This is a genomic window from Campylobacter sp. BCW_6465 (assembly GCF_001762815.1).
In the GTDB taxonomy this organism is placed as follows: Bacteria; Campylobacterota; Campylobacteria; order Campylobacterales; family Campylobacteraceae; genus Campylobacter_D; species Campylobacter_D jejuni.
Genome location: NZ_MJXN01000112.1, coordinates 145,104 through 167,633, shown reverse-complemented (window position 1 = coordinate 167,633; position 22,530 = coordinate 145,104). Strand labels below are relative to the sequence as shown.

The following is a 22,530-nucleotide window of genomic DNA, read 5'->3' as shown; positions in this document are numbered from 1 at the left end:
ATTAAAAACCTTCATCTATAATCTGACAAAGTGTGTGTATGATCAAAATATGCATTTCTTGAATTCTAGCCGTATCATCGCTTGGTACAACAAGATTATGATCGCAAAGCTTATTCATCATTCCACCACCCTTTCCGCTAAGCCCTAAACAAAGCATATTAAGTTCTTTTGCTTTTTTAAAAGCTTCTAAAACATTAGGGCTTTTTCCGCTCGTTGAAATGCCGATTAAAACATCATTTTCATTTCCTAAAGCTTCCACTTGTCTTGAAAAAACAAACTCAAAACCATAGTCATTTCCTATAGCACTAAGTGCTGAAGTATCGGTTGTAAGTGCTATACCTGCTAAAGCCTTGCGTTCTTTTTTATAACGCCCACTAAGTTCAGCTGCAAAATGTTGGGCATCAGCTGCACTTCCACCATTTCCGCAAATCAAAATCTTGCCACCTTTTTTAAGACATTCACATAAAAGCTCACCTACTTTAGCGATTTGTCCTTTTAAAATTTCACTTTCTTGAACGATTTTTTGATGTTCTTGCCATTCTTTTTCCACTAAATTTATCATTTTTTATCCTTAATCTTTTCTATGATCTTACTCGTACTAAATCCTTCTTCAAAGTCAATTAATTTAACTTTTGAAACAATATCTGTACCCACAACAAGCTTATCTTTGTAATCAGCTCCTTTAACCAAAATATCAGGTTTTAAAAAGCTTATAAGTTCCAAAGGCGTATCTTCATCAAAAATCACTACAAAATCTACAAAATAAAAAGCTGCCAACATACAAGCTCTTTGAAACTCTGAATTTACAGGACGACTCTCACCTTTGAGTCTTTTCACACTCGCATCTGAGTTCAAACCTACAATCAAAACATCACCCAATCTTTTAGCTTTTTCAAGGTATTTTATATGTCCAAAATGCACTATATCAAAACAACCATTTGTAAAAACAATCTTTTTATTATTTTGTTTCAAAAGTACCAAAAGTTCTTCTTTGCTTTTGATTTTTTTCTCAAAATCCACGCGCTTAAAACTTTTAATCTCATCAAAACTCACACTCACGCTACCTATTTTACTTACCACAACAGCTGCAGCTTCATTGGCAAGTTCGCAAGCTTTAAAAATTTCAATCCCATTTGCCAAACAAAAAGCTAAAACCGCAATCACACTATCGCCCGCTCCTGTTACATCATAAACTTCCAAGGCTTTAGCAGGGGCGATTTTTAATTTCTCATCAAAAAGTGCGATTCCCGCTTCTGAAAGAGTGATGATAGAATAACGCAAAGCAAAATCTTCTTTTAATTTTTTAATCCCTTTTTCTAAATTTTCACCCTTTAAATTTTCAAATTTCAAAGCCTCTAAAGCTTCTTTTTTATTAGGTGTAAGTAAAGTTGCACCACTGTATTTACTAAAATCACTCCCCTTAGGATCAACTAAAACAGGGATATTTAAAGCCTTAGCCTTTTTTATCACAGCCTTGCAAACCTTAGGCGTTAAAATACCCTTAGCATAGTCACTTAAAACCACAGCTTTAAAATCTTTGATCCTTTCATCAAACAAAGCTATAAGTTCATTTTCAAGTAAAATTTCACTTATATCTTCTTCATCTAGTCTTAAAACCTGCTGATTGTGCGCCATAATGCGATTTTTAAAAGGGGTTTTGCGTCCTTTTTGGATCAAAAATTCTCCTTTTAAATTTTCTTGTAAAAATTTCCCACTCTCATCATCACCCACAACACCGAGTGCAAAAACATCAGCTTCCAAGCTTTTTAAATTTGCATAAACATTCGCAGCCCCGCCTAATCTTTTATCTTCTTTAAGAGTTTTAGCTACCAAAACAGGGGCTTCAGGGCTGATACGCGAACAATCACACCAAGTATAATTATCCACCATAAAATCCCCTATAATCAAAATTTTAGGTTTTTGCTGACTTAAAAACTCAAGCATTTACTTCCTTTTCAAAAAGTCTTTTTATCTCACCTAAATAATCTTTTATACCCTCTTCAAGACTAAATTTTGGCTGATAATCCCAAGTTTGATCTAGCTTTGCTTCAGTGTGGAATTGATAAGATTTTACATAAGGATTTGGGATATATTCGCAAGGCAAATCAGTCTTTAACTCTTTTTGCAAAATATCAACTATATCTTGAAAAGTTCTTGCTTTACCACTGCCTACATTATAAACCCCACATTTTGAATCAAGAGCGATTAAATTGGCATTAATAACATCTTTGATATAGGTAAAATCTCTATAAATTTTATCACTTCCTTCAAACAAGCGTGGATTTTTTCCTGCTAAAATTTGATGGCCAAATTGCAAAACCATAGAAGCAGTTTTATTTTTATAAAATTCGCCTTTTCCATAAACATTAAAATATCTAAGTCCTACTAAATGAGCTTTATCGTAGTATTTTTTCGCTAACTTATCCATCATCAATTTTGAAAAAGCATAAGGATTTTTTGGTTCTTCATCTTTACCTACGGTTTGTGGGCTTTTTGCATCACCATAAACTGAAGCCGAACTTGCATAAATAAGCTTTGCATTAAGTTTAATGCTTAATTCTATAAAATCTTTAAAAGTATTTAAATTAGTTTGTAAAACCTTGGTTTGATCAAAAACCGTAGTGTCTGAGATTGCTGCTTGATGAAAAATAATCTCTGGCTTAAAATCTTCAATCTTTTTTAAAACTTTTTCATCGTTAATATCACCTGTAAAAAGTTCTCCATCAAATTCAAGTAAATTTTTAAAATGTCCAAAACTTTGCAAATTTCCATTTTCAAAAGTCGCACTACTACGCATTTTATCTATAATTAAAATTTCATGTTTTTCTTGCAAGTTTAAAGCTAGCTGCGAACCTATAAATCCCGCACCACCTGTGATTGCTATTCTCATTTAAATGTCCTTTTCTTTAAAAAAGCTTAAAATTTCTTTTAAATTCTTAAATTGCTTAAAAAAATCGCCTTCTTTTTTTTCTTCATTGACTAAAATCAAAGTGCCAATATCAGCATTTAATCCTGCTTGCATATCGCTTAGATTATCTCCGATAAAGATAGAATTTTTCATATCTAAATCAAACTCATCTTCTGCTTTTAAAAGCATTCCTATTTTAGGTTTGCGACACTCACAACCTTCTAAATGTGGACAATGATAAATTTTATCAATTTTTATATCTTGTTTGGCAAATTCTTTAAGCATATAATCACAAAGCTTAAAAAAATCACTTTCCTTGTAATATCCTCTTGCAATGCCTGATTGATTTGTCGCTATAAAAAGCAAATAATTTCTAGCTAAAAAATATCTACAAAGCTCAAAAATTCCATCACAAAATTCAAAATCTTCTATTTTATAAACATATTTTTTATCTATATTAATCACACCGTCTCTATCTAAAAATAATGCTTTTGTTTTCATAAAAAAAATTATAATATAGCTTTTTTAAAAAGAAAATAAACATTATCTTTAATTTCTTAAGATTTTTATAAAAATAAAGATATATAATACCTAGCAATCTAATTTTTACTAAGGAGAAAACAAATGAAAAAATTATTAGTAGTTTCTGCTTTGGCATGTCTTGGTGTTTCTGCTTTTGCTGCAGATGGTGCTACACTTTTTAAAAAATGTGCAGTATGCCATGGTGCAAAAGCAGATAAAGTTTATTTAAACAAAGTTCCAGCTTTAAAAACTCTTTCTTCTGCTGAAAGACTTCAATACATGAAAGAATATTCAGAAGGCAAAAGAAATGCTTATGGTCAAGGTGCGATCATGAAACTTAACCTTAAAGGTTTAACTGAAGAAGATTTTAAAGCTATCGAAGCTCATATTGAAACTTTAAAATAATTTCTAAAAAAGGCTTTTCTTTTTAAGAAAGCCTTTTTTTATCCAAAGCTTCTTTTTTACGCCTTTCTAATTCTATAGCATCACGCAAAGAATCCTCATCATCATTTAAAGTAGTAAATTTATAATCATCATCAAATTGTTTATTTTTAATCCCCCAAAGCAAAGTTGCCAAAATGATAAAAAACGCTAAGATAGAAACCCCTATCATCATCATGATTATACTATTCATTCTTTAATCCTTAAAGCATTTAAAATAACTATTATACTACTAAAAGACATAGAAATAGCAGCGAATAAAGGATTAATCATACCCAAAAAAGCCAAAGGTATGGTACAAGCATTATAAAACAAAGAAAAAGCAAGATTTTGCTTGATAATTTTAAAGGTATTTTTAGATAATTTGATGGCTTTTTTTAAAGAAAGCAAGTCATTTTTCAAAAGTAAAACATCACTACTTTCTATAGCTAGATCACTTCCTTCTCTTAAAGTCATCGAAACACTTGCATATTTTAAAGCTAGTGCATCATTTACCCCATCACCTACAAATAAAACTTTGTAATTTTTGCTTAAATTTTCTATAGTTTTCATTTTATCTTCTGGCAAACAAGAAGCTTGATAATTTTGAATTTCTAACTTTTTAGCGATTTTTTCCACTGCTTTTTGATGATCGCCACTTAGTATCATTAATTCTTTTTTTTCTTTTTTAAGATAAGCGATAAGCTCTTTTGCACCTTCTCTTAAAACACTATCAAACTCAAAAGAAGCTAAAATTTTACCTTCCTTAGCAAAAATAAAATGTGTATTATCAAATTCTTTAGCCACAATACCCTTTTCTTGCAAAAATTTAGAACTTCCGCCTAAAAGCAACTCTTCATTTAACTCAGCACTTAAACCTTTAGCTTGAATACTTGAATGCTTTTTAAAATCTAAATTTAATTCCTTAGCTCCTTTTTGCTTTAAATACGACGCAATATTTTGAGAGATAGGATGTTTAGAAAGTTTTACAAAATTATAAAGCTCATTTAAATCAAGCGCTTCATCTAAAAAAACCTCTTTAAGTTCAAGCTCTATTTTGGTTAAAATACCCGTTTTATCAAACACCACGCAATCACATTTGCTTAAATCTTCTATCACGCTAGAACTTTTAAACAAAATATGTTTTTTCAAAGCTCTACCTAAAGCTACAAGATTGCTCACTGGCGTTGCTAAAGCCAAAGCACAAGGACAAGCGATAATCAAAACTGCAATCGCATTGACTAAAGAAATTTCAAAACTCTCTTCCTTGTAAAAAAACCAAAAAGCAAAACAAACAAAAGCGATCAATAAAACCGTTCTAGAAAAATAAGCCGAAAGACTATTGACCAAACTTTCAAGTTTTGCTTTTTTAGAACTTGCAAGTTCTAAAAGCTGGATAATTTGACTGAGTTTTGAATCCTTGTAAAGCTTTGTTGCTTCATACTCCACACTTCCATCAAGCACTATACAAGCTGAAAAAATTTCATCTTCTTTTTGTATGAGTTTTGGAATACTTTCTCCGTTTAAAGAAGAAGTATCCACGCTCATTTCACCACTTTTACAGATCCCATCGATTAAAATTTTATCTCCAGTTTTAAGCAAAATTCTATCCCCTAAACAAACCTTTTGCACTTCTTTAGGAACAAATTCTTTACCATCAAAAACCAAAACTTCATTTTGCAAAAAATCATTAAGCCCATCTATGGTATCTAAAGCACGCTTTTTGCTAAACATCTCAAGATATTTTCCTATAAATACAAAGCAAACTATCATCGCCACAGAGTCAAAATACACTTCCCCCACCCTAAAAAACATAGCCCATAAAGAATAAACATAAGCTAAACTCGCTCCGCTAATCACCAATACATCCATATTTAAACTATGCATTTTTAAAGTTTTAAAAGCGCTTTTATAAAAATGAGATCCCGTATAAAAAAGCACAGGAGAGCAAAGGATAAATTCAGCAAAATTTAAAATATCCTTAGTATCCTTATCCATACCGCTAAAAAATCCTGCGTATTTTGCCACTGCTATCCACATGATATTCATCACACAAGCTATAGCCACAACAAGCTTAGAATAAAATTCTCTTTTTAGTAAATCCGCTTTTTTTGAAGCCTTGCTCGCATCATAAGCACTCGCTTTATAGCCTATACTTTCAATAAGTCTTAAAATTTGCACCAAAGAAATGCTTTGTTCATCAAAAACAATGCGTGCTTTATGGTTTAAATGATTGATATCAAGTTCTAAAATTCCTTCTTGCTTCGTTAAAATTTTCTCATTAAGCCACACACAAGCTGCACATTCTATACCGTGTATCATGAGATAAATTTCACTAAATCCTTCTTTAGTTTTAGTAATAAACTCATCATAATTTTTCATTTCATTTTGAAAATTTACAGGGCTTAAAGTTTGATTTCCAAGCTTTTCATAAAACTCATCTAATCCACTTTCATGTAAAATTTCCCAAACGCTCTCACAACCCTTACAGCAAAAAAATTTACCCTTATACTTTATCATTTGGGCTTGTTTATAATCAAGTCTACAATGTTCACATTTCATAATCATTCTTTAAAAAAATATTTTTTATAATTATAGACAAATTTGACAAAAAGTGCATTTTTTTACTAAAATCACATTTTACAAAAATTATTCTGCTAAATCTTACGAGGACTCATGGAAAAAGAAAAAAAACAACATCAAAGAACCCACGTTCCAGTGGAAGGTTATAAAATCGAAGAATTAAAATTATTAGATTTAGAAAATCTAGTTAAAATCGCTAATGAATGTGAAATCGAAAACCCAAGAGAATTTCGCCGTCAAGAACTTATTTTTGAAATTTTAAAAGCACAAACAAAAAAAGGCGGTTTCATACTTTTTACAGGGATTTTAGAAATTTCTTCTGAAGGTTATGGCTTTTTAAGAGGCATGGACTCTAATCTTAGCGATAGTGTTAATGACGCTTATGTTTCAAATTCACAAATTAGAAAATTTGCTCTGCGTGTAGGCGATATCGTTACAGGACAAGTTAGAGAACCTAAAGATCAAGAAAAATACTACGCTCTTTTAAAAATTGAAGCGATCAATTATCTGCCTTTACAAGAAGCCAAAGAAAGACCTTTATTTGATAACTTAACCCCTATTTTTCCAACAGAAAAAATCAAACTCGAATACGATGCGATGAAGCTTACGGGTCGTGTTTTAGATCTTTTTACCCCTATAGGAAAAGGACAACGTGGGCTCATCGTTGCTCCACCACGCACAGGTAAAACAGAGCTTATGAAAGAACTTGCTACTGCTATTGCAAAAAACCACCCCGAAATGCATTTAATCGTGCTTTTAGTCGATGAAAGACCTGAAGAAGTTACTGATATGCAAAGATGCGTAAAAGGCGAAGTTTTTAGTTCTACTTTTGATTTGCCTGCTTATAATCATGTGCGTGTAGCTGAACTTGTGATAGAAAAAGCCAAAAGAATGGTAGAAACAGGTAAAGATGTTATTATCCTACTTGATAGCATCACAAGACTTGCACGTGCTTACAATACTGCAACTCCAAGCAGTGGAAAAGTCCTAAGCGGTGGGGTGGATGCTAATGCCCTACACAAACCAAAACGCTTCTTTGGTGCAGCTAGAAATATAGAAAATGGAGGCTCTTTAACCATAGTTGCTACGGCTTTAATTGACACAGGTTCAAGGATGGATGATGTAATTTTTGAAGAATTTAAAGGCACAGGAAATAGCGAAATAGTTCTTGATAGAAATATCGCTGATAGAAGAATTTATCCTGCGATTAATATCATCAAATCAGGAACAAGAAAAGAAGAATTACTCCAAGGCGTAGCAAATCTTCAAAAAATTTGGGCGATCCGTTCGGCGATTTCTCAAATGGATGATGTTGAGGCATTGAAATTTTTATATTCTAAAATGCTTAAAACCAAAGACAATGTAGAACTTTTATCTATAATGAACGAGTAGAAAATGCTTCAAGCTTTAGCGATTAAATACAGACCAAAAACCTTTGATGAACTCATAGGACAAAAGACAGTTAGCGTAAGTTTAAAATACGCTCTAAATCATAATCGCTTAGCTCATGCTTATCTTTTTTCAGGACTTAGAGGAAGTGGAAAAACTTCGAGTGCTAGAATTTTTTCTCGTGCTTTAGTTTGCGAACAAGGGCCAAGTGATACTCCATGTGGCACTTGCAAGCACTGTCTTGCAGCACTTGAAGGCAAACATATAGACATTATAGAAATGGATGCTGCAAGCAACCGTGGACTTGAAGACATACAAACCTTAATCGAACAAACCAAATACACCCCTTCCATGGCAAGATTTAAAATTTTCATCATCGATGAAGTGCATATGCTTACCCCGCAAGCTGCAAATGCGCTTTTAAAAACCTTAGAAGAACCACCAAGTTATGTTAAATTTATACTTGCAACAACAGATCCTTTAAAACTCCCAGCTACTGTGCTTTCTAGAACACAACATTTTCGCTTTAAACAAATTCCACAAAGTGAAATTTTAAATCATCTTAAAAAAATTTTACTTAAAGAAAATGTTAAATTTGAAGAAGAAGCTTTAAAATTCATAGCAAGAAGTGGCAATGGATCTTTAAGAGATACTTTAACCTTGCTTGATCAAGCCATTATTTTTTGTCAAAATGAAATCAGCATTAGTAAAATTACAGATATGTTAGGCTTTTTAGATCCTCAAAAAATCAAAGCCTTTTATCAGGCTATTTTAACAAAAGACAAAGAAAAAGTTTTTGCATATTTAGAAGAATTGCAAGACTATGAAGCTTCAAGCGTGATTGATGAAATGCTTTTTTATTTAAAAGAAAGTTTTTTTGCAAAAAGTACAGAATTTTCTACTTTAATTTATGAAAGATTTTTCCGTATTTTATCAAAAGCTAAAAATATGCTTTGCGATGATGATGGCTTTACGCTTTGTGTTATGGCTTTTATGATGATGGAAGCAAGTCATTTAAAAGAAATTGACGCACAAATCCAAGAAATCAAACAAGAAAATATAACAAATACTACACCTAAGATCACACCTTCTCCTATCATGCCTAATCTTGAGAAAAAAATAGAAAAAAATGCTTATGAAATCTTGCTTGATAGTATTTATGATAGGGATTTTGATCTTGCAGAATGCTTTAAACAAAGCACAAAATTTATTAGTTTTGAAAGCAATACTTTAAGTATAAGTTCAAATGCCCAAGGGAAAAATCGCGATATACTCAATAAAGGCTTTAAACTTATACAAGAACTTTTTAAAGCTAAATTTGGAGAAAATGCAAAAATTAATGTGCAAAAAGCACTAACAATTGATGAAAATAAGCTTCAATCCTTAACTCAAGAATTACCAAACAGTGAAAATAAAAACAATATTCAAAGTTCTATTAATATGCTTAAAGAAGGAGCTAAAAAATTTGACCCACAAGAAGATCTTAAAGAGGCTCTTAAAGATTGTTTTGGGGAGCCTAGTATAGAAAATTAATCATCATTTTTAAGAGAGATGAAAATCAAAGCTAAAAACATATAAGTTACCAATCTTGTAGCACCAGGCAAACCATAAATACAGCAACAAGTTAAGGAAATAATCCCAAAAATCTTAGCGTTAAGAAAGCTTTGAGCATCTAAATTTCTAGCTTTAAACATATCATAAGCACCTTTTAGGGCTGTTAAGGTAATAAAAATTTCAAAAAGAATAATTATTATATAGCCTATATGATGAATCACAGGAGAAGTAATAACCCCATAAACTATAGCATTACCTAAATAATCAGACTTTATATCCGCACTCATCACATGCGAAACAAATTGGAAATTAGAATTATAATCTGTCACATTTCTAAAAACCACTATACCTGCTAACGATGCAACGGTAAGCAAAATAATAATTTTTGAAAATCAAATCATTTTACTTATGCAAAAACATTTTTGTTACATTTATACCATTTTAATAATATATTATTAATAAAAATTAAATTTTTAAATTCTTTTAAGCCTTAAAGAATTAAGTACCACAGCAACAGAACTAAAACACATTGCAAGTGCTGCTATATGAGGACTTAAAGTGATAAAAGGTACAAATCCTGCTGCGATAGGAATGCAAAGTACATTATAAATAAAAGCCCAAAAAAGATTTAGCTTAATAATCCTGCGTGTTTTTTTAGCAAGTTTAAAACATTTAAAAATCGCTGATAAATCATCTTTTATCAAGATAAAATCTCCTGTTTTTTTTGCAAGTTCATTTGCCTTTGAAAAACTCATACTCACGCTTGCAGCAGATAAAGCCGCCGCATCATTGATCCCATCTCCTACAAAAAGAGTTTTTTTAAATTTTTGAATGATTTGTAGTTTTTCTTCACTCTTAAGTTGGGCATGAAATTCGTCTATTTGTAATTCTTTAGCTATTTTTTCTACATTTTTTATATGATCACCACTTAAAATAAAAGTTTTAAGATTTTGCCCTTTTAAATTTAACACAAGCTCTTTGGCCCCATCTTTTAAAGCATTACTTAATAAAACACCGCCTAAACACTTTTTATTCTTAGCAAAATACACCCTAACATATTCTTTAAAAGAATCAAAAAAGATATCGCTTTCTTTTGTGTCAATTTCATTTTCGTGCAAAAACTCCGCACTACCTACAAGATAAATATCATTATCTTCTTTGTATTTTATACCAGAACCCACAATCACTCTTCCCTCGCCCTTTAAATCAAAAATTTGATCTTTATGCAAAGCCTTGGCTATAGGATGAGAGCTTAAACTTTCAATTTGACATAATTTATCAAAATCATCTTTAGAAAGATTGTGCTTAAAAATACTCAAATTTTCCTTTGTTAATGTACCTGTTTTATCAAAAAAAGCGTACTTAACTAAGGCTAATTTTTCTAAAGCAGCAGGATTTTTAATAAGAATGAAATTTTTTGCCGCATTTGCACTTGCCACAACCAAAGCTATAGGCGTTGCAAGCCCTAAAGCACAAGGACAAGAAATCAAAAGCACAGCACAAGCGTGTAAAAAAGCTGTATTTAAATCCGCTTTTAGCGCCCAAAAAACAAAAACTAAAAAAGCAAAAAATATTATACCCCCTACAAAGTATTTAGAAATTTGATCTGCTAAATTTGCCAAAGGACTTTTGATATTTCCTGCTTCAAAAACTAGATTTTTGATTTGTTCTAAAGTACTATCCATAGCCTTTTTGTTTGCTTTGATCCTTAAAGCGCCATTTAAAACTACTGCTCCTGCTTGAACTTCATCGCCTTCTTTTTTTAAAACAGGTAAAAACTCCCCATTTAAAAAACTCATATCAAGCTCTGCGCTCCCTAAAAGCACCACCCCATCTGCAACAATGCTTTCTCCTTCTTTTACCAAAAGCACATCGCCACTTTTGACAAAAGAACTTGGAATTTCTTTAATACTTTCATCTTCAAGCAAAATTTTTGTCTTTTTTGTATCTATATTTTCCAAAATTCTTTGATAATCTTGTGCTTTAAATTTAGCTTTACTTTCAAGATATTTTCCTAAAAGCACAAAGGAAATAATCATCATTGCACCACTAAAATACAAATCTTCTTCTTTAAAAATTTGCAAATACACTAAAAAAGAATACACAAAAGCACTCAAAGTCCCTAAAGCTACAAGGGTATTCATATCTAAATTTTTACTTTTAAGTCCTAAAAAAGCATGAGAAAAAAAGTCTCTCCCGCAATAAAATATCCCAAAAAAACTCAAAGCCATTTGGATATTTTGCGAAAAAGAAGTTTTAACAAACATTTCAAAATACATAATAATCACACTCAAAACTATACTTAAAAGCAAATTTTTTCTTAATTCTAAGTGTTTTTTTGCCTTGTATGCGTTCAAGCTTTGTTCATCTTCTAAAATTTCAAAGCCTAAATTTTTAATTTTTGCGATGATATCTTTGCGTTTTTCTTGATCTTCAAGTAAAAAAACTCCGCTAGAATTCACATAAGAAACACTAGCATCTTTAACACCATCAATTTTTTTACAAGCTCTTTCTATAGCGTTAGAACAATTAACGCAAGTCATTTTACCTATTTTTATACGCAATTCTTCCATTATAAACGCTCTATGATTTCAAAACCTAAATCTTGAAATTCTTTTGAAAAATTTGATACTTGATTCTCTTCTAAATTTAAACTTAAAATTTTTTGCTCCAAATCCACTTCTATATTTCCAAATTCATCTTCAAGAGAATTTTTGATCAAATTTACACAATTCATGCAATTAACATTTTTTACTTTAAATTTCATTTTCACTCCTTATAGGTTGTATAGTAATGTGCCCGATTTCAAATTCATGTAGTAATTTATGGGATAAATCCTGAGATAGTTTTTCAAATTCCTTTAGATCGCAAACTTTCACTTTTAAATGCATAGAAGCTACTAACATTTTATTGGTAATTTGAGTAATATGCAAATCCACCACCTCATCCACACTAGGATTTAAAAGTAAAACTTGTCTTACTTTTTCTATATCCACAGGAGAACTTTCAAGCAAGACATTAGCGCTTTGTTTAAGCAAGATAATTGCCCATCTTAAAAGCAAGATTGATAATACAATAGCTAAAATCGTATCTATATAAACAATACCACTAAAATACACCGCGATCCCACCTATAATAACCACTAAAGAACCCAATAAATCACTCATCATATGTAAAAAAGCAGATTTCATATTGACATTTTCTAAATTTGCACCCTTAAACATCATCAAAGCATTAATCCCATTTACCAAAAAGCCCAAAATAGCTACAATTATCATGGTTTTAGCGTCAATTTCTTTTGGATTAATAAATTTTTCTATAGCCTCATAAATGATAAATAAAGCCGATAAAATAATAGTTAAAGCATTAATAAAAGCCACTAAAACTTCAAGACGAAAATACCCAAAGGTCTTTTGATGATCTTGCCATTTTTCTACAGCTATAATGGCTAAAAAACTAAGAGCTAAGGCAAAAACATCAGAAAACATATGCAAAGTATCACTTAAAAGTGCTAAAGAATTTGAAAGGATTGAATAAATAAATTGCACAAGCATCATAGAAAAAGTCATTAAAAGAGAAATTTTTAAAATCTTTTTATCCACACTTCTTGCATCAGCATGGGAATGATGATGTTCATGAGAATGTTCTTCGTGATTATGATTACAAGATTTGTTAACTAAAGGCTCGTGTGATAAAAATTTATACATTTTATATCCTTTTTGCTTGACATTTTAAGATATTAAGTTAAAAAGAATATAAATATTTGTTATTCTTATAAAAATTAAAAGTCAAAAAGTTCGCCTAGCCAACTTTCTTTCCTTTTCTTTTTATAGTAATCATTGTGCTGATGATAAGCTGAGTTATTATATCTTGACTCTTGTCTTGAAACTTGGTTAAAATTTGCTGCATTAGGGACACTGCGTTCTATGATTTTGTCAAGTTCTCCACGATCAAGCCAAACGCCACGACATTTTGGACAATAATCAATCTCAACTCCACTCCTATCGCTCATAACCAAATCCACATTGCAAACTGGACATAACATACAATACCGCCTTTTTTAAATTTTTGATTTAAAATTATAAAAAGAAATGTTAAACAATTTTACAACAAGTTTTAATGTTTTTTTGCATGTCTAGTCATCATAAAACTTTGTTCAAAAAATATAAGCAAAGTAACACTCACTCCTATAGCTAAAGCCAAAGTCACAGAAACAGTTGTAAAAAAATAATCAAAAAATTGAACCAAAAATTCAGACTTAGCCTTCAAATCATCACTGCGTATAAAAGAAATAAGATACAAAATCGCTTTATAAGCATAAATTCCAGGTATCATAGGAATAAGAGCAGGAAAAGCGATAATTTCAGCAGGGGTTTTGATGATTTTTGCTAGAACAATTCCTAAACATCCTATACAAAATGAAGCAACAAAAGTTGCAATTGCTAAAGTTTGAAAATGAAAATATTCCACCAAAGTAAAACGAAGCCCATGCGCAATTGCTGCTAAAAGAGCAGATAAAATAAGGGTTTTTAAAGGTGGATTGCAAGCATAAGCAAAGCCAAATCCCGCCACAGCAGCAAAAAACATATCTCTTAAAATAAATTCAATCATCTTAAAATCCCAAAATCCGAAATACTAAGCGTCATGTAAATTCCAAGTGCTATACAACAAATCAAAATAGCCACGCTGATAATACGACTAAGCCCCATTAAAATATGATCTTTTAATATATCAATCACAGAATTTATAAAAAATACCCCTGGTATAAGATATAAAATACTAGAACCCAAAGCCACATCAGAAGTATTGGTATATCCCATATCCAGTCCAAAAAATACAAACCACGATGAGATAAAAGAACAAAGAATGTATTGAATTCTTAAATCAATCTTTGCTTTAGTTAAAATATATCTTAACAACAATCCCACGAAAGTTGCAAAAAACACTAAATTTCCAGCGCCAAAATCACCGCCAAAAAGCCTACAAAAAGCCGAATTTGCCATAGAAACAAACAAAAGATTAAGCAAATAAGAATGCTTTTTTTGTTGAGAAATTTTCTCAAAAACAACTTGCGCTTTTTCAAGATCGTATTTGTGATCATATATAGCCCAGCTTAAAGCACTTAAATCAAAAATAAGCTTGAAATTAACATGGGCATGATGATTGGGTATGACATAAGTTCTTTGAATGGAGTTATCATCCATATCTACAACATTTAAAGTAATATGATGAAAAAAGAAATTGATATTTATCTCATAGCCATAAACCTCGGCTATTCTTCCTACGCATTTTGCCACCCTAGCTGTATAAGTTCCAGCACCTAGCAAAGTTTTAGTATATATGATTAAAAAATTAGTTAATCTTTGTATATCAGGTTTTTCCATATTTTGATCATCTTTAACTTGAATTTATTACAATTATAGCAAATTTGAAAATAATAAAGAAAAAAATATTTATAATTTAAATCATTTATTAAAAGGCTTTTTGATTTTGATATAAATTAAACTTGCTAAAATCACAAAAACAATTATAATGATTAAAATTTGAGTTAAATAAGTTTTAATCAACTCTTCATTTTGTCCTATATAATAACCCAAAAATACAAGTATAGCCACCCAAATAGCACTACCAAGTGCAGTAAAAAGTATAAAATTTACAAGTTTCATTTTTACCAAACCTGCAGGCATAGAGATGTACTGACGAATTCCTGGTAAAAGACGACAAGTAAAGGTTGAAAATTCCCCGTGTTTGTTAAAAAATTCTTCAAATTTAGCAAATTTGGCTTCATTTATGCCAAAATACTTACCCCATTTTAATACAAAATTTTTACCCCAAAAAAAGCAAATATAGTAATTAATCAAAGCCCCTAAAACAGAACCTAAAGTCCCGCTAAGTATACAAAGAGTAATATCAAGTTCTCCTTTATGTGCCAAATATCCAGCAGGTATCATAACAACTTCACTTGGAAAAGGTATAAAACAACTCTCTAAGGTCATTAAGATAATAATACCCAAATACCCCCAAGCGCTAGCCGTCTCAACAATAAAAGAAATGATTTCTTGCATATTAGCCTTATTTGAAGAAAAATTTTAAAAAATTGTAGCTTAAAAGATTAAACAGTAAAAAGCGGTTTTACACCGCTTTTTTTATTTACCTGCAACTGAAACTTGATTTGGATTGTCCGCTGCACGAGCGATCATGCACTCTTTTAAAATAGCAGCATCAGCTGGATCGCTAACTTTTTTACTAATCCAGCGTTCAACTTGTTTCATTGTTTTTGACTCTGGCTCTGGAGCTTCGTATTTTGCCATCAAACTTGCACAATCAGCCAAAGCAATGATAGGTAATAAACTTGCAAAAAGTATTTTTCTCATCTTTTGCTCCTTAGAATTTTACATTATACATTAACATGATATTATCAGCTCTTGCTTTATCTTTTTTCGCTCCACCAAATGGTAAGCCACGATTGCCCCAAATGTTTTGGATATTAGTATAGCTTAAGCGTAAGAATTGATATCTATCAAGTTGATAAATCACATAAAAATCATGTGCTGTTCCTCTTGTCATTCTTATATTAAGTGGATCATTGATACTTGGACGGCTCATAGTATACCAGTATCTACTTCCCCAGAAGAACTCATATCCTACTTTTAAAGCCTTGGTAAAATCATAGCGTCCACCTACATGTACAGCATAGCCATCTTCTTCATTAAACTTGCCATCGCCATAACCTTGACTTTTAAGAATTGCACTTAATGTCGAACTTAATTGATTGTTATTCCCGTGAGAATAACCTAAAGATAGAAAATAATTAAAATTCGTTCCAAAAGCTTTATAGTTTTCAAAATGAAGATTTGCTATAGTTAAATCTCCTAAATTTACCACACCATCATCATCAAGAATAGTAGTACCGACACCACTAGGTGGTAAAGCAATTGGACCATTGTTAAGCGGCAAAGCAAAATCGCTTAAATATGCAATATTAAATAATATTAAATTATCTCCCATGCCTTCTATAGGAAGCTCTCCTTCTACTGCAGCATAGTAAAGATTTGCATCAGCATCTTTTTGATCACTCATCCAGTCTCTTACCTTGCCTTCTTCATCCCATTGATAAGTTTTACCATAAGCTGCACGGATAGCTACCTTATGATCTTGCAAACTTTCAGGTTTATAAGTGATCACCGCTGCATCACCTAGAGCGTTGATTGCCAAGGCTGGATAAGTGGATTGTCTTAAAGCATTGTTTCTAAGATTACTTCCTGGACCATCGGTTCCTGGCTGTCTTCCTATAGTTGCAATCCACTCAGGTGTGATATAGTAATCAAGATAAGCTCTATCTACATAAAGTACAGGCCCACTTGTTCTTGTGTTTCTTCCTGCATCTAAGTCATAAGGAGTACCACTCCAACCCATTTGAGACCAGTTTTTAGCCATAGATAAACGACCATAGAATTTGGTTTTATCATTAATATCAGCATTCATATTTAAATGAAGCTCATTCATCCATTTGTTATTAGCACTATAATCTTGTCCGCTAACTTTATAGTTTGTATTTGAAACCGCTGTTGAAAACTCAAGTCCAAATTTAACCTTGCTTAAAGCAGCTTGAAATTCTGTTTCATCAGCTCTATCATTAAGATCAGCAAGTTCAGCTTTTACAGCTTCATTTTGCTTAGCTTGAGCTTCCCTTTCTTTTCTGATTTGTGCAAGTTCAGCTTGAATTTGTGCAAGCTGTTTTTGAAGCTTGGTTATTTCATCATCTGTATTTTTAGCAAAAAGTGAAGATGAAAGAAGACAAGCACTTAAAATAAGTGAAAACTTAGTTTTCATAATCATAACTCCTTGTAATTTTGTTACATTTCACTGAAATAAAATTATAATTATAGAAAAAAAAGCTTTAAAAAAAATTATGTGTTAATTATTTTTAGCTAGTCAAATTTTATGACTAGCTTTACATTATAAGATTTAAATTTAATTACAAAATTTTTATATCTAAAATTTTATCTCCTTGGCGTATAGAGTCTAAAACTTCCAAACTTTCTTCATCTTTTGGATCAATTTGCCCAAAAACAGTATGAACCCCATCTAAATGAGCTTGAGGGCTATGACAAATGAAAAATTGGGATCCACCCGTATCGCGTCCTGCATGCGCCATAGATAAGGTTCCACGCTCATGCTTATGTTCTTGTTCATCACATTCACAAATGATTTCATATCCAGGCCCACCTATACCATTGCCGTGTGGACAACCCCCTTGTATGACAAAATTTGGAATCACACGATGAAAATTTAAATCTTTATAAAATCCTTCAATAGCCAAAGTAGCAAAATTACAAACCGTTTGTGGAGCCTCATCACCAAAAAGTTTTAGCTTCATTGTACCTTTTTCAGTTTCTATAAGAGCAAATTTGTATTCATTTACTTTGCTTGTGTCAATTGTTTTTATCATATTTTTCTCCTTAATCTATATTTGTATAAACAGCTTGAACATCATCATCATCTTCTAACTTATCTAAAAGTTTTTCTATATCACTAAGCTGTTCTTCGCTAAAGCTTACAGGATTGTTTGGTATATACTCAAGTCCTGCTTTTTTAAGAACTAAACCCTTAGTTTCTATAGCAGAGCTTAGCTCACCAAATGCAGTATAATCACCGCTAATTACCAACTCTTCTTCATTTTGTTCTAATTCTTCAAGCCCTGCATCGATCAAATCAAGTTCTAATTCTTCTAAATCTCCTGCAAATTTTTCAAGATGAAAAACCGCTTTTCTTGTAAACATAAAGCCTAAAGATCCATTTTGTAAAACTTCTCCACCATTCTTGCTAAAAATAGCTTTTACATTGGCCACGGTGCGTGTAGGGTTATCACTCATACATTCAACTATAACTAAAGCTCCATGCGCAGCTTTTCCTTCATAATGAATGTTTTTAATATCTGCACTATCTTTTCCACTCGCACGCTTAATAGCTGCATCTATATTATCTTTTGGCATATTATTTGCTTTTGCTGTAGCTATAGCGCTTCTTAATTTTGGATTCATATCAGGATCAGTGCCACCTTCTTTAGCAGCTACTTGTATGGCTTTAGCAAGCTTAGGAAAAAGCTTGCTCATTTTATCCCATCTAGCCTCTTTAGAAGCTCTTCGGTATTCAAATGCTCGTCCCATAAATTCTCACTTTCTTTAAAGATTTTCAAACTTAAAAGTATAAACTAAAAAGGCTAATTAAAGCTTTAAATGGTATGATTTTACCATTTATTTTAGGAGAAGTTTTTGAATATCGCAAAAAAAGAACTTTTTGTTGCTTGGTTTTTCTTGATTGCTGCTATTGTATTTGAAGTTTTAGGTACTAGTTTTTTAAAAATGGAAAATCAAATTTTAGGCTATATATTTATGGCTTTATTTATAGCTTTTTCTTATTTTTTTATGGGCAAGGCAATTAAAAAAATTCAAGTAGGCATAGCCTATGCTGTATGGGAACTTTTAGGGATTATTCTTATACTTTTAGTTTCTTTTATAGTTTTTAAAGAGAGTTTAACCTTAACTCAAATTCTAGGCATTGTTCTTTCTATCGTTGGAATTATCATGATTAATATAGGCGAGGTTAAAGAATAATGTATATTTTTATCATTGTTTTATCAGCATTCTTAGATATCATAGCAAATTTATTGCTAAAAAAATCAGATGGTTTTAAACATAAAATTTGGGGCTTGGCTGCGATTGTCAATGCTATACTTGCTTTTTTTCTACTTTCTTTTTCTTTAAAATACGTTCCTTTAAGCATAGCTTACTCAACTTGGGGTGCTATAGGCATCATAGGAACTTGTCTTGGTGGATGGATTTTATATAAAGAAAAATTAAACAAAATAGGAATTTTAGGCATCATTATCGTAATAATAGCAGTATTTTTACTAAATTATTAAAACAGCAAAATGCTGTTTTAATGTTCCATTTTGTTTTTCGCTTCAATACCCATTAAAGAAAATGCGGTTTTAATACTAAGAGCAACCAAAGAAAATAATTTAAGTAAATCATTTTCATTTGCAGAGCCTATAACTTTATTTTCATTGTAGAATTTATGAAAATTTGCAGCTAAATTTTTAAGATAATCAGGAATTTTTTGCAAAGCTCTAGCCTCAAAAGCATCATTTAAAATAGCTTTTAAATTCAAAGCTTCAAAAAGCAAATTTACGCTATCTTGATTTAAACTTTGTAAATCAGCTCTCATTACATCATCGATTTTTTTACCAGCTTTAGCAAACACTTGATGAATTCTAGCGTGTGCGTAGTTGATATAATACACAGGATTAGAGCTATCTTCTTTTTGCAAATCACTAATATCAAATTCCAAATGAGTATCGCACTTTTTACTCAAAAAGATATAACGCAAAGCATCACTTCCTATTTCATCAATCACATCGCTCATCAAGATAAAATTTCCTGCTCTTTTACTCATTTTATAAGGCTCTCCATCTTTAAGCAAGGAAACCATTTGTGCTAAAATAATCTCAAGATTATTAGAGTCAAATCCCAAAAACTCCATCGCAGCTTTCATTCTAGGGATATAACCATGATGATCCGCTCCCCAGATATTAATACACTTGCCATAACCACGACTCATTTTATCCTTATGATAAACAATATCTGCTGCCAAATAAGTCCCGCGTCCATCTTCACGGATAATTACCCTATCTTTTTCATCGCCTTTTTGCGAAGAAGCAAGCCAAATTTTACCTTCTTGCTCGTAAATTCCTTTATGTTTTTTTAAAGATTCTAAAGTTGCATTTAAAGCGTCATAATACGATCTTTCGCTTACATAGCTGTCAATTTTAATCTTTGCTTGTTCTAAATTTTGTTTAATCAAAACAAGCATTTTATCTTTTGCCCAATCAGCTAAACTAGGGATATTTTCTTCACTAAAAAATTCTTTACCAAATTTTTCAAAAGCTTCTTTTGCCAAATCTGCTATATACTCGCCTTTGTAATATTGCTCTGGATATTCAACATTTTCATGAAGTATATTTTCTTTCACACTTAGTAAAATAGAAAGCCCTAGTAAATAAATTTGATTGCCCGCATCATTGACATAGTATTCTGTATCAAATTTATAACCCAAATGTCTTGCAAGTCTTGTTAAGGTGTCTCCAAAAACAGCGCCTCTTGCATGTCCTATATGTAAAGGTCCAGTAGGATTTGCACTCACATATTCAAGCAAAAAACTTTCTTGTTTTTTTTCTCCTTTAGAAAAATCATTTGGATTTGCTAAAGCCTGATTTGCAAGTTCATTTAAAAAAGTTTTGGAAATTCTAAAATTTAAATACCCATTTACAGCTTCAACCGATTCAAAACAATCATGATTTTGAAATTTGCTCGCTAAGTCGCTAGCAATCAACATAGGAGATTTTTTTAATTCCTTAGCCAGTGAAAAAGCCAAAGGGGTAGCAAAATGTGCTAAATTTTTATCCTTTGGATTTTCAAGTGTAAAATCACACTCTAAAATCTTTTTAATTTCATTAAAAATAATACTTTTCAAAAGACTAAACCTTAAGCTTTTTTTGTTTCGTCTATACTTGCATCAGCATTTGTATTATTAGTTGTGTTTTTGTTTTCTTCTATTTTTTGAGTATTTTTTGCTACTTCATCATCATTATTCATTTCATCTTTAAAAGTTTTAATACCTTTGCCTAAACCCTTTGCAAGTTCTGGAATTTTTTTTGCTCCAAAAAGCAATACAACAATCAATAAAATAATCAACCAATGACTTGGACTTGACCAACCACCCATTTTATTCTCCTTCATTCCAAATATTTTGAATTTGTCCTAGATTCTGCCCTTTGATTCTAAATTTATGGGCAATTAAAATCGCTCGCAATGCTTCATAGCTTTGCTTTAGCTCATCATTAATGATAAGATAATCATACTCGCTAAGCTCTTTCATTTCATCACTAGCGTTTTGTAATCTTTTTTCTAGTTGTATTATTGTATCAGTATTTCGCTTAATAAGTCTTTTTTTTAACTCATCTTTATTTTTTGTAGTAATAAAAACAGAAACAATCTTATCAGCCATTTTTTGTCTGGCTATTTTAAATCCTTGCACATCAATATCAAAAACAACTATTTTTCCATTATCTAAAGCATCTTGAGTGTGCTTTAAAGAAGTGCCATAAAAATTTTCATGCACTTTAGCCCATTCTAAAAAATGATCACCATCTATACCTTTTTGAAATTCTTCATGAGATATAAAATGATAATGTATTCCATTTTTTTCACCCTCTCTTGGTTTGCGAGTTGTTGAAGAAATAGAAAAATAAAGCTCATCTTCAAATTCATCAAAAAGTTTTTTTAAAAGAGTTGATTTTCCAGCTCCACTAGGACCTGAAATCAACAAAATAAAACCTTGCAATTTTAATCCTCTTTAAAACTAATGTTTATATTTATATTCATATTCATACCCTTAAGAGCAGCTTTTAAGGTATCATCCTTAATACTTGAAGTGATCGCTCCTACTATACTTTGGCTAAGCTCATTAACTATCTCTTCACTATTATCATCTTTAGTTGCATTACTTACTATAGGCTCTTCATTTTTTTCTACAATTTCCTCTCCAAGAGCTTCTTGTATATCACTTTCTTTCAATGCATCAAAATCACTTATATTTAAATTTGGCACAACCACTTCCTCTTCATTTGTTCCTAATTCTTTATCGTCTAAAATTGGCTCATCTTTAAAATCTTCTAAAATCTTGCTACTATTATCACTATCAATACCATAATCAAGCTCATCAAGTTGAGCTAGTTCTTCTTTGATTTGATCTTGAGTGCTCAAATTTGAAATAAAATCATCCATTTCATCTTGAACATCTTCTTCCACAACAGGAGTAAACTCCTCTAAAATTTCCTCTGATTCTTCATTATCTTTTGCTTGACCTAAAAATTCAGCATCCTCAGGAATATCATCAAAATCCATTTCTTTTTCTTGCTCTTCGACCATAGGAAGATCATCAAAGTCGCTTATATTAGCTTGCAATTCTTTGTTATCTTCTAAATCTTCATCATTTTTATCATCTAGTTCATCTATACTAGGCTCAGAATCCAAAGCTGTATGTTCTTGGCTTAAGTCTTCTTTTTCGCTTTCGCGATCTTCCAAAGTTAA

At 31.3% G+C, this 22,530-nt stretch carries 25 protein-coding genes and 2 pseudogenes; 5 read left to right on the top strand and 22 right to left on the bottom strand.

Annotated elements, in window-relative coordinates; translation table 11 throughout:
- Window position 1 precedes the first annotated feature (1 nt).
- The 4 genes and pseudogenes from gmhA to gmhB all read right to left on the bottom strand — a co-directional run bounded on the left by gmhA (window position 2) and on the right by gmhB (window position 3,452).
- On the bottom strand, window positions 2–562 hold the full coding sequence (gmhA, locus tag AJ886_RS09000; RefSeq protein WP_002868599.1) for a D-sedoheptulose 7-phosphate isomerase: 561 nt from the start codon (window positions 560–562) through the stop codon (window positions 2–4).
- A complete protein-coding gene (gene rfaE1, locus AJ886_RS08995) occupies window positions 559–1,944 on the bottom strand; it encodes a D-glycero-beta-D-manno-heptose-7-phosphate kinase (RefSeq protein WP_070287580.1) in 1,386 nt (461 codons plus the stop codon). The genes gmhA and rfaE1 overlap by 4 nt, the downstream gene beginning before the upstream one ends.
- Window positions 1,937–2,890: an ADP-glyceromanno-heptose 6-epimerase gene (gene rfaD, locus AJ886_RS08990; RefSeq protein WP_070287579.1), complete on the bottom strand. Its 954-nt coding sequence runs from the start codon at window positions 2,888–2,890 to the stop codon at window positions 1,937–1,939. The genes rfaE1 and rfaD overlap by 8 nt, the downstream gene beginning before the upstream one ends.
- Window positions 2,891–3,452: pseudogene (gene gmhB, locus AJ886_RS08985) on the bottom strand (D-glycero-alpha-D-manno-heptose-1,7-bisphosphate 7-phosphatase).
- Window positions 3,453–3,532: 80 nt separating this feature from the next.
- Here gmhB and AJ886_RS08980 point away from each other — a divergent pair.
- Complete coding sequence (locus AJ886_RS08980; RefSeq protein WP_002870485.1) at window positions 3,533–3,835, top strand: c-type cytochrome; 303 nt, start codon at window positions 3,533–3,535, stop codon at window positions 3,833–3,835.
- A 22-nt stretch (window positions 3,836–3,857) separates the two neighbouring features.
- Here AJ886_RS08980 and ccoS read toward each other — a convergent pair whose 3' ends face one another.
- Both ccoS and AJ886_RS08970 read right to left on the bottom strand, forming a co-directional pair.
- A complete protein-coding gene (gene ccoS / locus AJ886_RS08975) occupies window positions 3,858–4,064 on the bottom strand; it encodes a cbb3-type cytochrome oxidase assembly protein CcoS (protein ID WP_002852798.1) in 207 nt (68 codons plus the stop codon).
- On the bottom strand, window positions 4,061–6,418 hold the full coding sequence (locus tag AJ886_RS08970) for a heavy metal translocating P-type ATPase (protein WP_083267260.1): 2,358 nt from the start codon (window positions 6,416–6,418) through the stop codon (window positions 4,061–4,063). Before AJ886_RS08970 ends, ccoS begins: the two co-directional genes overlap by 4 nt.
- A 108-nt stretch (window positions 6,419–6,526) precedes the next feature.
- Between AJ886_RS08970 and rho the strand changes: the two genes are divergently transcribed.
- Both rho and AJ886_RS08960 read left to right on the top strand, forming a co-directional pair.
- On the top strand, window positions 6,527–7,825 hold the full coding sequence (rho, locus tag AJ886_RS08965; protein WP_002853705.1) for a transcription termination factor Rho: 1,299 nt from the start codon (window positions 6,527–6,529) through the stop codon (window positions 7,823–7,825).
- 3 nt (window positions 7,826–7,828) lie between these two features.
- Window positions 7,829–9,355: a DNA polymerase III subunit gamma/tau gene (locus tag AJ886_RS08960; protein ID WP_070287577.1), complete on the top strand. Its 1,527-nt coding sequence runs from the start codon at window positions 7,829–7,831 to the stop codon at window positions 9,353–9,355.
- On the opposite strand, the gene AJ886_RS10355 is transcribed toward AJ886_RS08960, so the two are convergent.
- The 12 genes from AJ886_RS10355 to AJ886_RS08900 all read right to left on the bottom strand — a co-directional run bounded on the left by AJ886_RS10355 (window position 9,352) and on the right by AJ886_RS08900 (window position 18,546).
- The gene (locus tag AJ886_RS10355) at window positions 9,352–9,753 is read right to left on the bottom strand and encodes a DUF2165 family protein (protein WP_261663033.1); all 402 of its coding nucleotides are present in this window, start codon (window positions 9,751–9,753) and stop codon (window positions 9,352–9,354) included. The genes AJ886_RS08960 and AJ886_RS10355 overlap by 4 nt on opposite strands.
- A gap of 96 nt (window positions 9,754–9,849) precedes the next feature.
- Complete coding sequence (copA, locus tag AJ886_RS08950) at window positions 9,850–11,949, bottom strand: copper-translocating P-type ATPase CopA (protein ID WP_070287576.1); 2,100 nt, start codon at window positions 11,947–11,949, stop codon at window positions 9,850–9,852.
- On the bottom strand, window positions 11,949–12,143 hold the full coding sequence (locus AJ886_RS08945; RefSeq protein ID WP_070233533.1) for a heavy-metal-associated domain-containing protein: 195 nt from the start codon (window positions 12,141–12,143) through the stop codon (window positions 11,949–11,951). The genes copA and AJ886_RS08945 overlap by 1 nt, the downstream gene beginning before the upstream one ends.
- The gene (gene czcD / locus AJ886_RS08940) at window positions 12,133–13,083 is read right to left on the bottom strand and encodes a CDF family cation-efflux transporter CzcD (RefSeq protein ID WP_070286619.1); all 951 of its coding nucleotides are present in this window, start codon (window positions 13,081–13,083) and stop codon (window positions 12,133–12,135) included. The genes AJ886_RS08945 and czcD overlap by 11 nt, the downstream gene beginning before the upstream one ends.
- A gap of 74 nt (window positions 13,084–13,157) precedes the next feature.
- Entirely contained in the window at window positions 13,158–13,421 is a 264-nt protein-coding gene (locus tag AJ886_RS08935) for a zf-TFIIB domain-containing protein (RefSeq protein ID WP_002861877.1), read from the bottom strand.
- Window positions 13,422–13,492: 71 nt separating this feature from the next.
- On the bottom strand, window positions 13,493–13,987 hold the full coding sequence (locus tag AJ886_RS08930) for a threonine/serine exporter family protein (RefSeq protein ID WP_002831613.1): 495 nt from the start codon (window positions 13,985–13,987) through the stop codon (window positions 13,493–13,495).
- Window positions 13,984–14,760, bottom strand: a complete 777-nt coding sequence (locus tag AJ886_RS08925) for a threonine/serine exporter family protein (protein ID WP_002881600.1) — start codon at window positions 14,758–14,760, stop codon at window positions 13,984–13,986. Before AJ886_RS08925 ends, AJ886_RS08930 begins: the two co-directional genes overlap by 4 nt.
- Before the next feature lie 81 nt (window positions 14,761–14,841).
- The gene (locus AJ886_RS08920; RefSeq protein ID WP_070276646.1) at window positions 14,842–15,441 is read right to left on the bottom strand and encodes a DedA family protein; all 600 of its coding nucleotides are present in this window, start codon (window positions 15,439–15,441) and stop codon (window positions 14,842–14,844) included.
- A gap of 81 nt (window positions 15,442–15,522) precedes the next feature.
- Window positions 15,523–15,750 (bottom strand): hypothetical protein, encoded by a 228-nt coding sequence (locus tag AJ886_RS08915; RefSeq protein WP_044779097.1) that lies wholly within the window; start codon window positions 15,748–15,750, stop codon window positions 15,523–15,525.
- Window positions 15,751–15,760: 10 nt separating this feature from the next.
- Window positions 15,761–17,209: a DUF3373 family protein gene (locus tag AJ886_RS08910; RefSeq protein ID WP_070287575.1), complete on the bottom strand. Its 1,449-nt coding sequence runs from the start codon at window positions 17,207–17,209 to the stop codon at window positions 15,761–15,763.
- A gap of 145 nt (window positions 17,210–17,354) precedes the next feature.
- Window positions 17,355–17,828, bottom strand: a complete 474-nt coding sequence (locus tag AJ886_RS08905) for a peptidylprolyl isomerase (protein ID WP_070287574.1) — start codon at window positions 17,826–17,828, stop codon at window positions 17,355–17,357.
- A 10-nt stretch (window positions 17,829–17,838) separates the two neighbouring features.
- Complete coding sequence (locus tag AJ886_RS08900) at window positions 17,839–18,546, bottom strand: YebC/PmpR family DNA-binding transcriptional regulator (RefSeq protein ID WP_002787769.1); 708 nt, start codon at window positions 18,544–18,546, stop codon at window positions 17,839–17,841.
- 105 nt (window positions 18,547–18,651) lie between these two features.
- Here AJ886_RS08900 and AJ886_RS08895 point away from each other — a divergent pair, with 105 nt between their 5' ends.
- Both AJ886_RS08895 and AJ886_RS08890 read left to right on the top strand, forming a co-directional pair.
- On the top strand, window positions 18,652–18,993 hold the full coding sequence (locus tag AJ886_RS08895; RefSeq protein WP_002777281.1) for a DMT family transporter: 342 nt from the start codon (window positions 18,652–18,654) through the stop codon (window positions 18,991–18,993).
- A complete protein-coding gene (locus AJ886_RS08890) occupies window positions 18,993–19,301 on the top strand; it encodes a DMT family transporter (RefSeq protein ID WP_002861886.1) in 309 nt (102 codons plus the stop codon). The genes AJ886_RS08895 and AJ886_RS08890 overlap by 1 nt, the downstream gene beginning before the upstream one ends.
- A gap of 17 nt (window positions 19,302–19,318) precedes the next feature.
- Here the strand turns inward: AJ886_RS08890 and argS are convergent, their stop codons facing one another.
- The 4 genes and pseudogenes from argS to AJ886_RS10925 all read right to left on the bottom strand — a co-directional run.
- Complete coding sequence (gene argS, locus AJ886_RS08885; RefSeq protein WP_070287573.1) at window positions 19,319–20,911, bottom strand: arginine--tRNA ligase; 1,593 nt, start codon at window positions 20,909–20,911, stop codon at window positions 19,319–19,321.
- 11 nt (window positions 20,912–20,922) lie between these two features.
- Window positions 20,923–21,162 (bottom strand): twin-arginine translocase TatA/TatE family subunit, encoded by a 240-nt coding sequence (locus AJ886_RS08880; RefSeq protein ID WP_002852866.1) that lies wholly within the window; start codon window positions 21,160–21,162, stop codon window positions 20,923–20,925.
- Between the two features lies 1 nt (window position 21,163).
- A complete protein-coding gene (gene gmk, locus AJ886_RS08875; protein ID WP_070286622.1) occupies window positions 21,164–21,781 on the bottom strand; it encodes a guanylate kinase in 618 nt (205 codons plus the stop codon).
- A 2-nt stretch (window positions 21,782–21,783) separates the two neighbouring features.
- Window positions 21,784–22,530 (bottom strand): annotated as a pseudogene (locus tag AJ886_RS10925) (highly acidic protein); the annotation flags it as partial.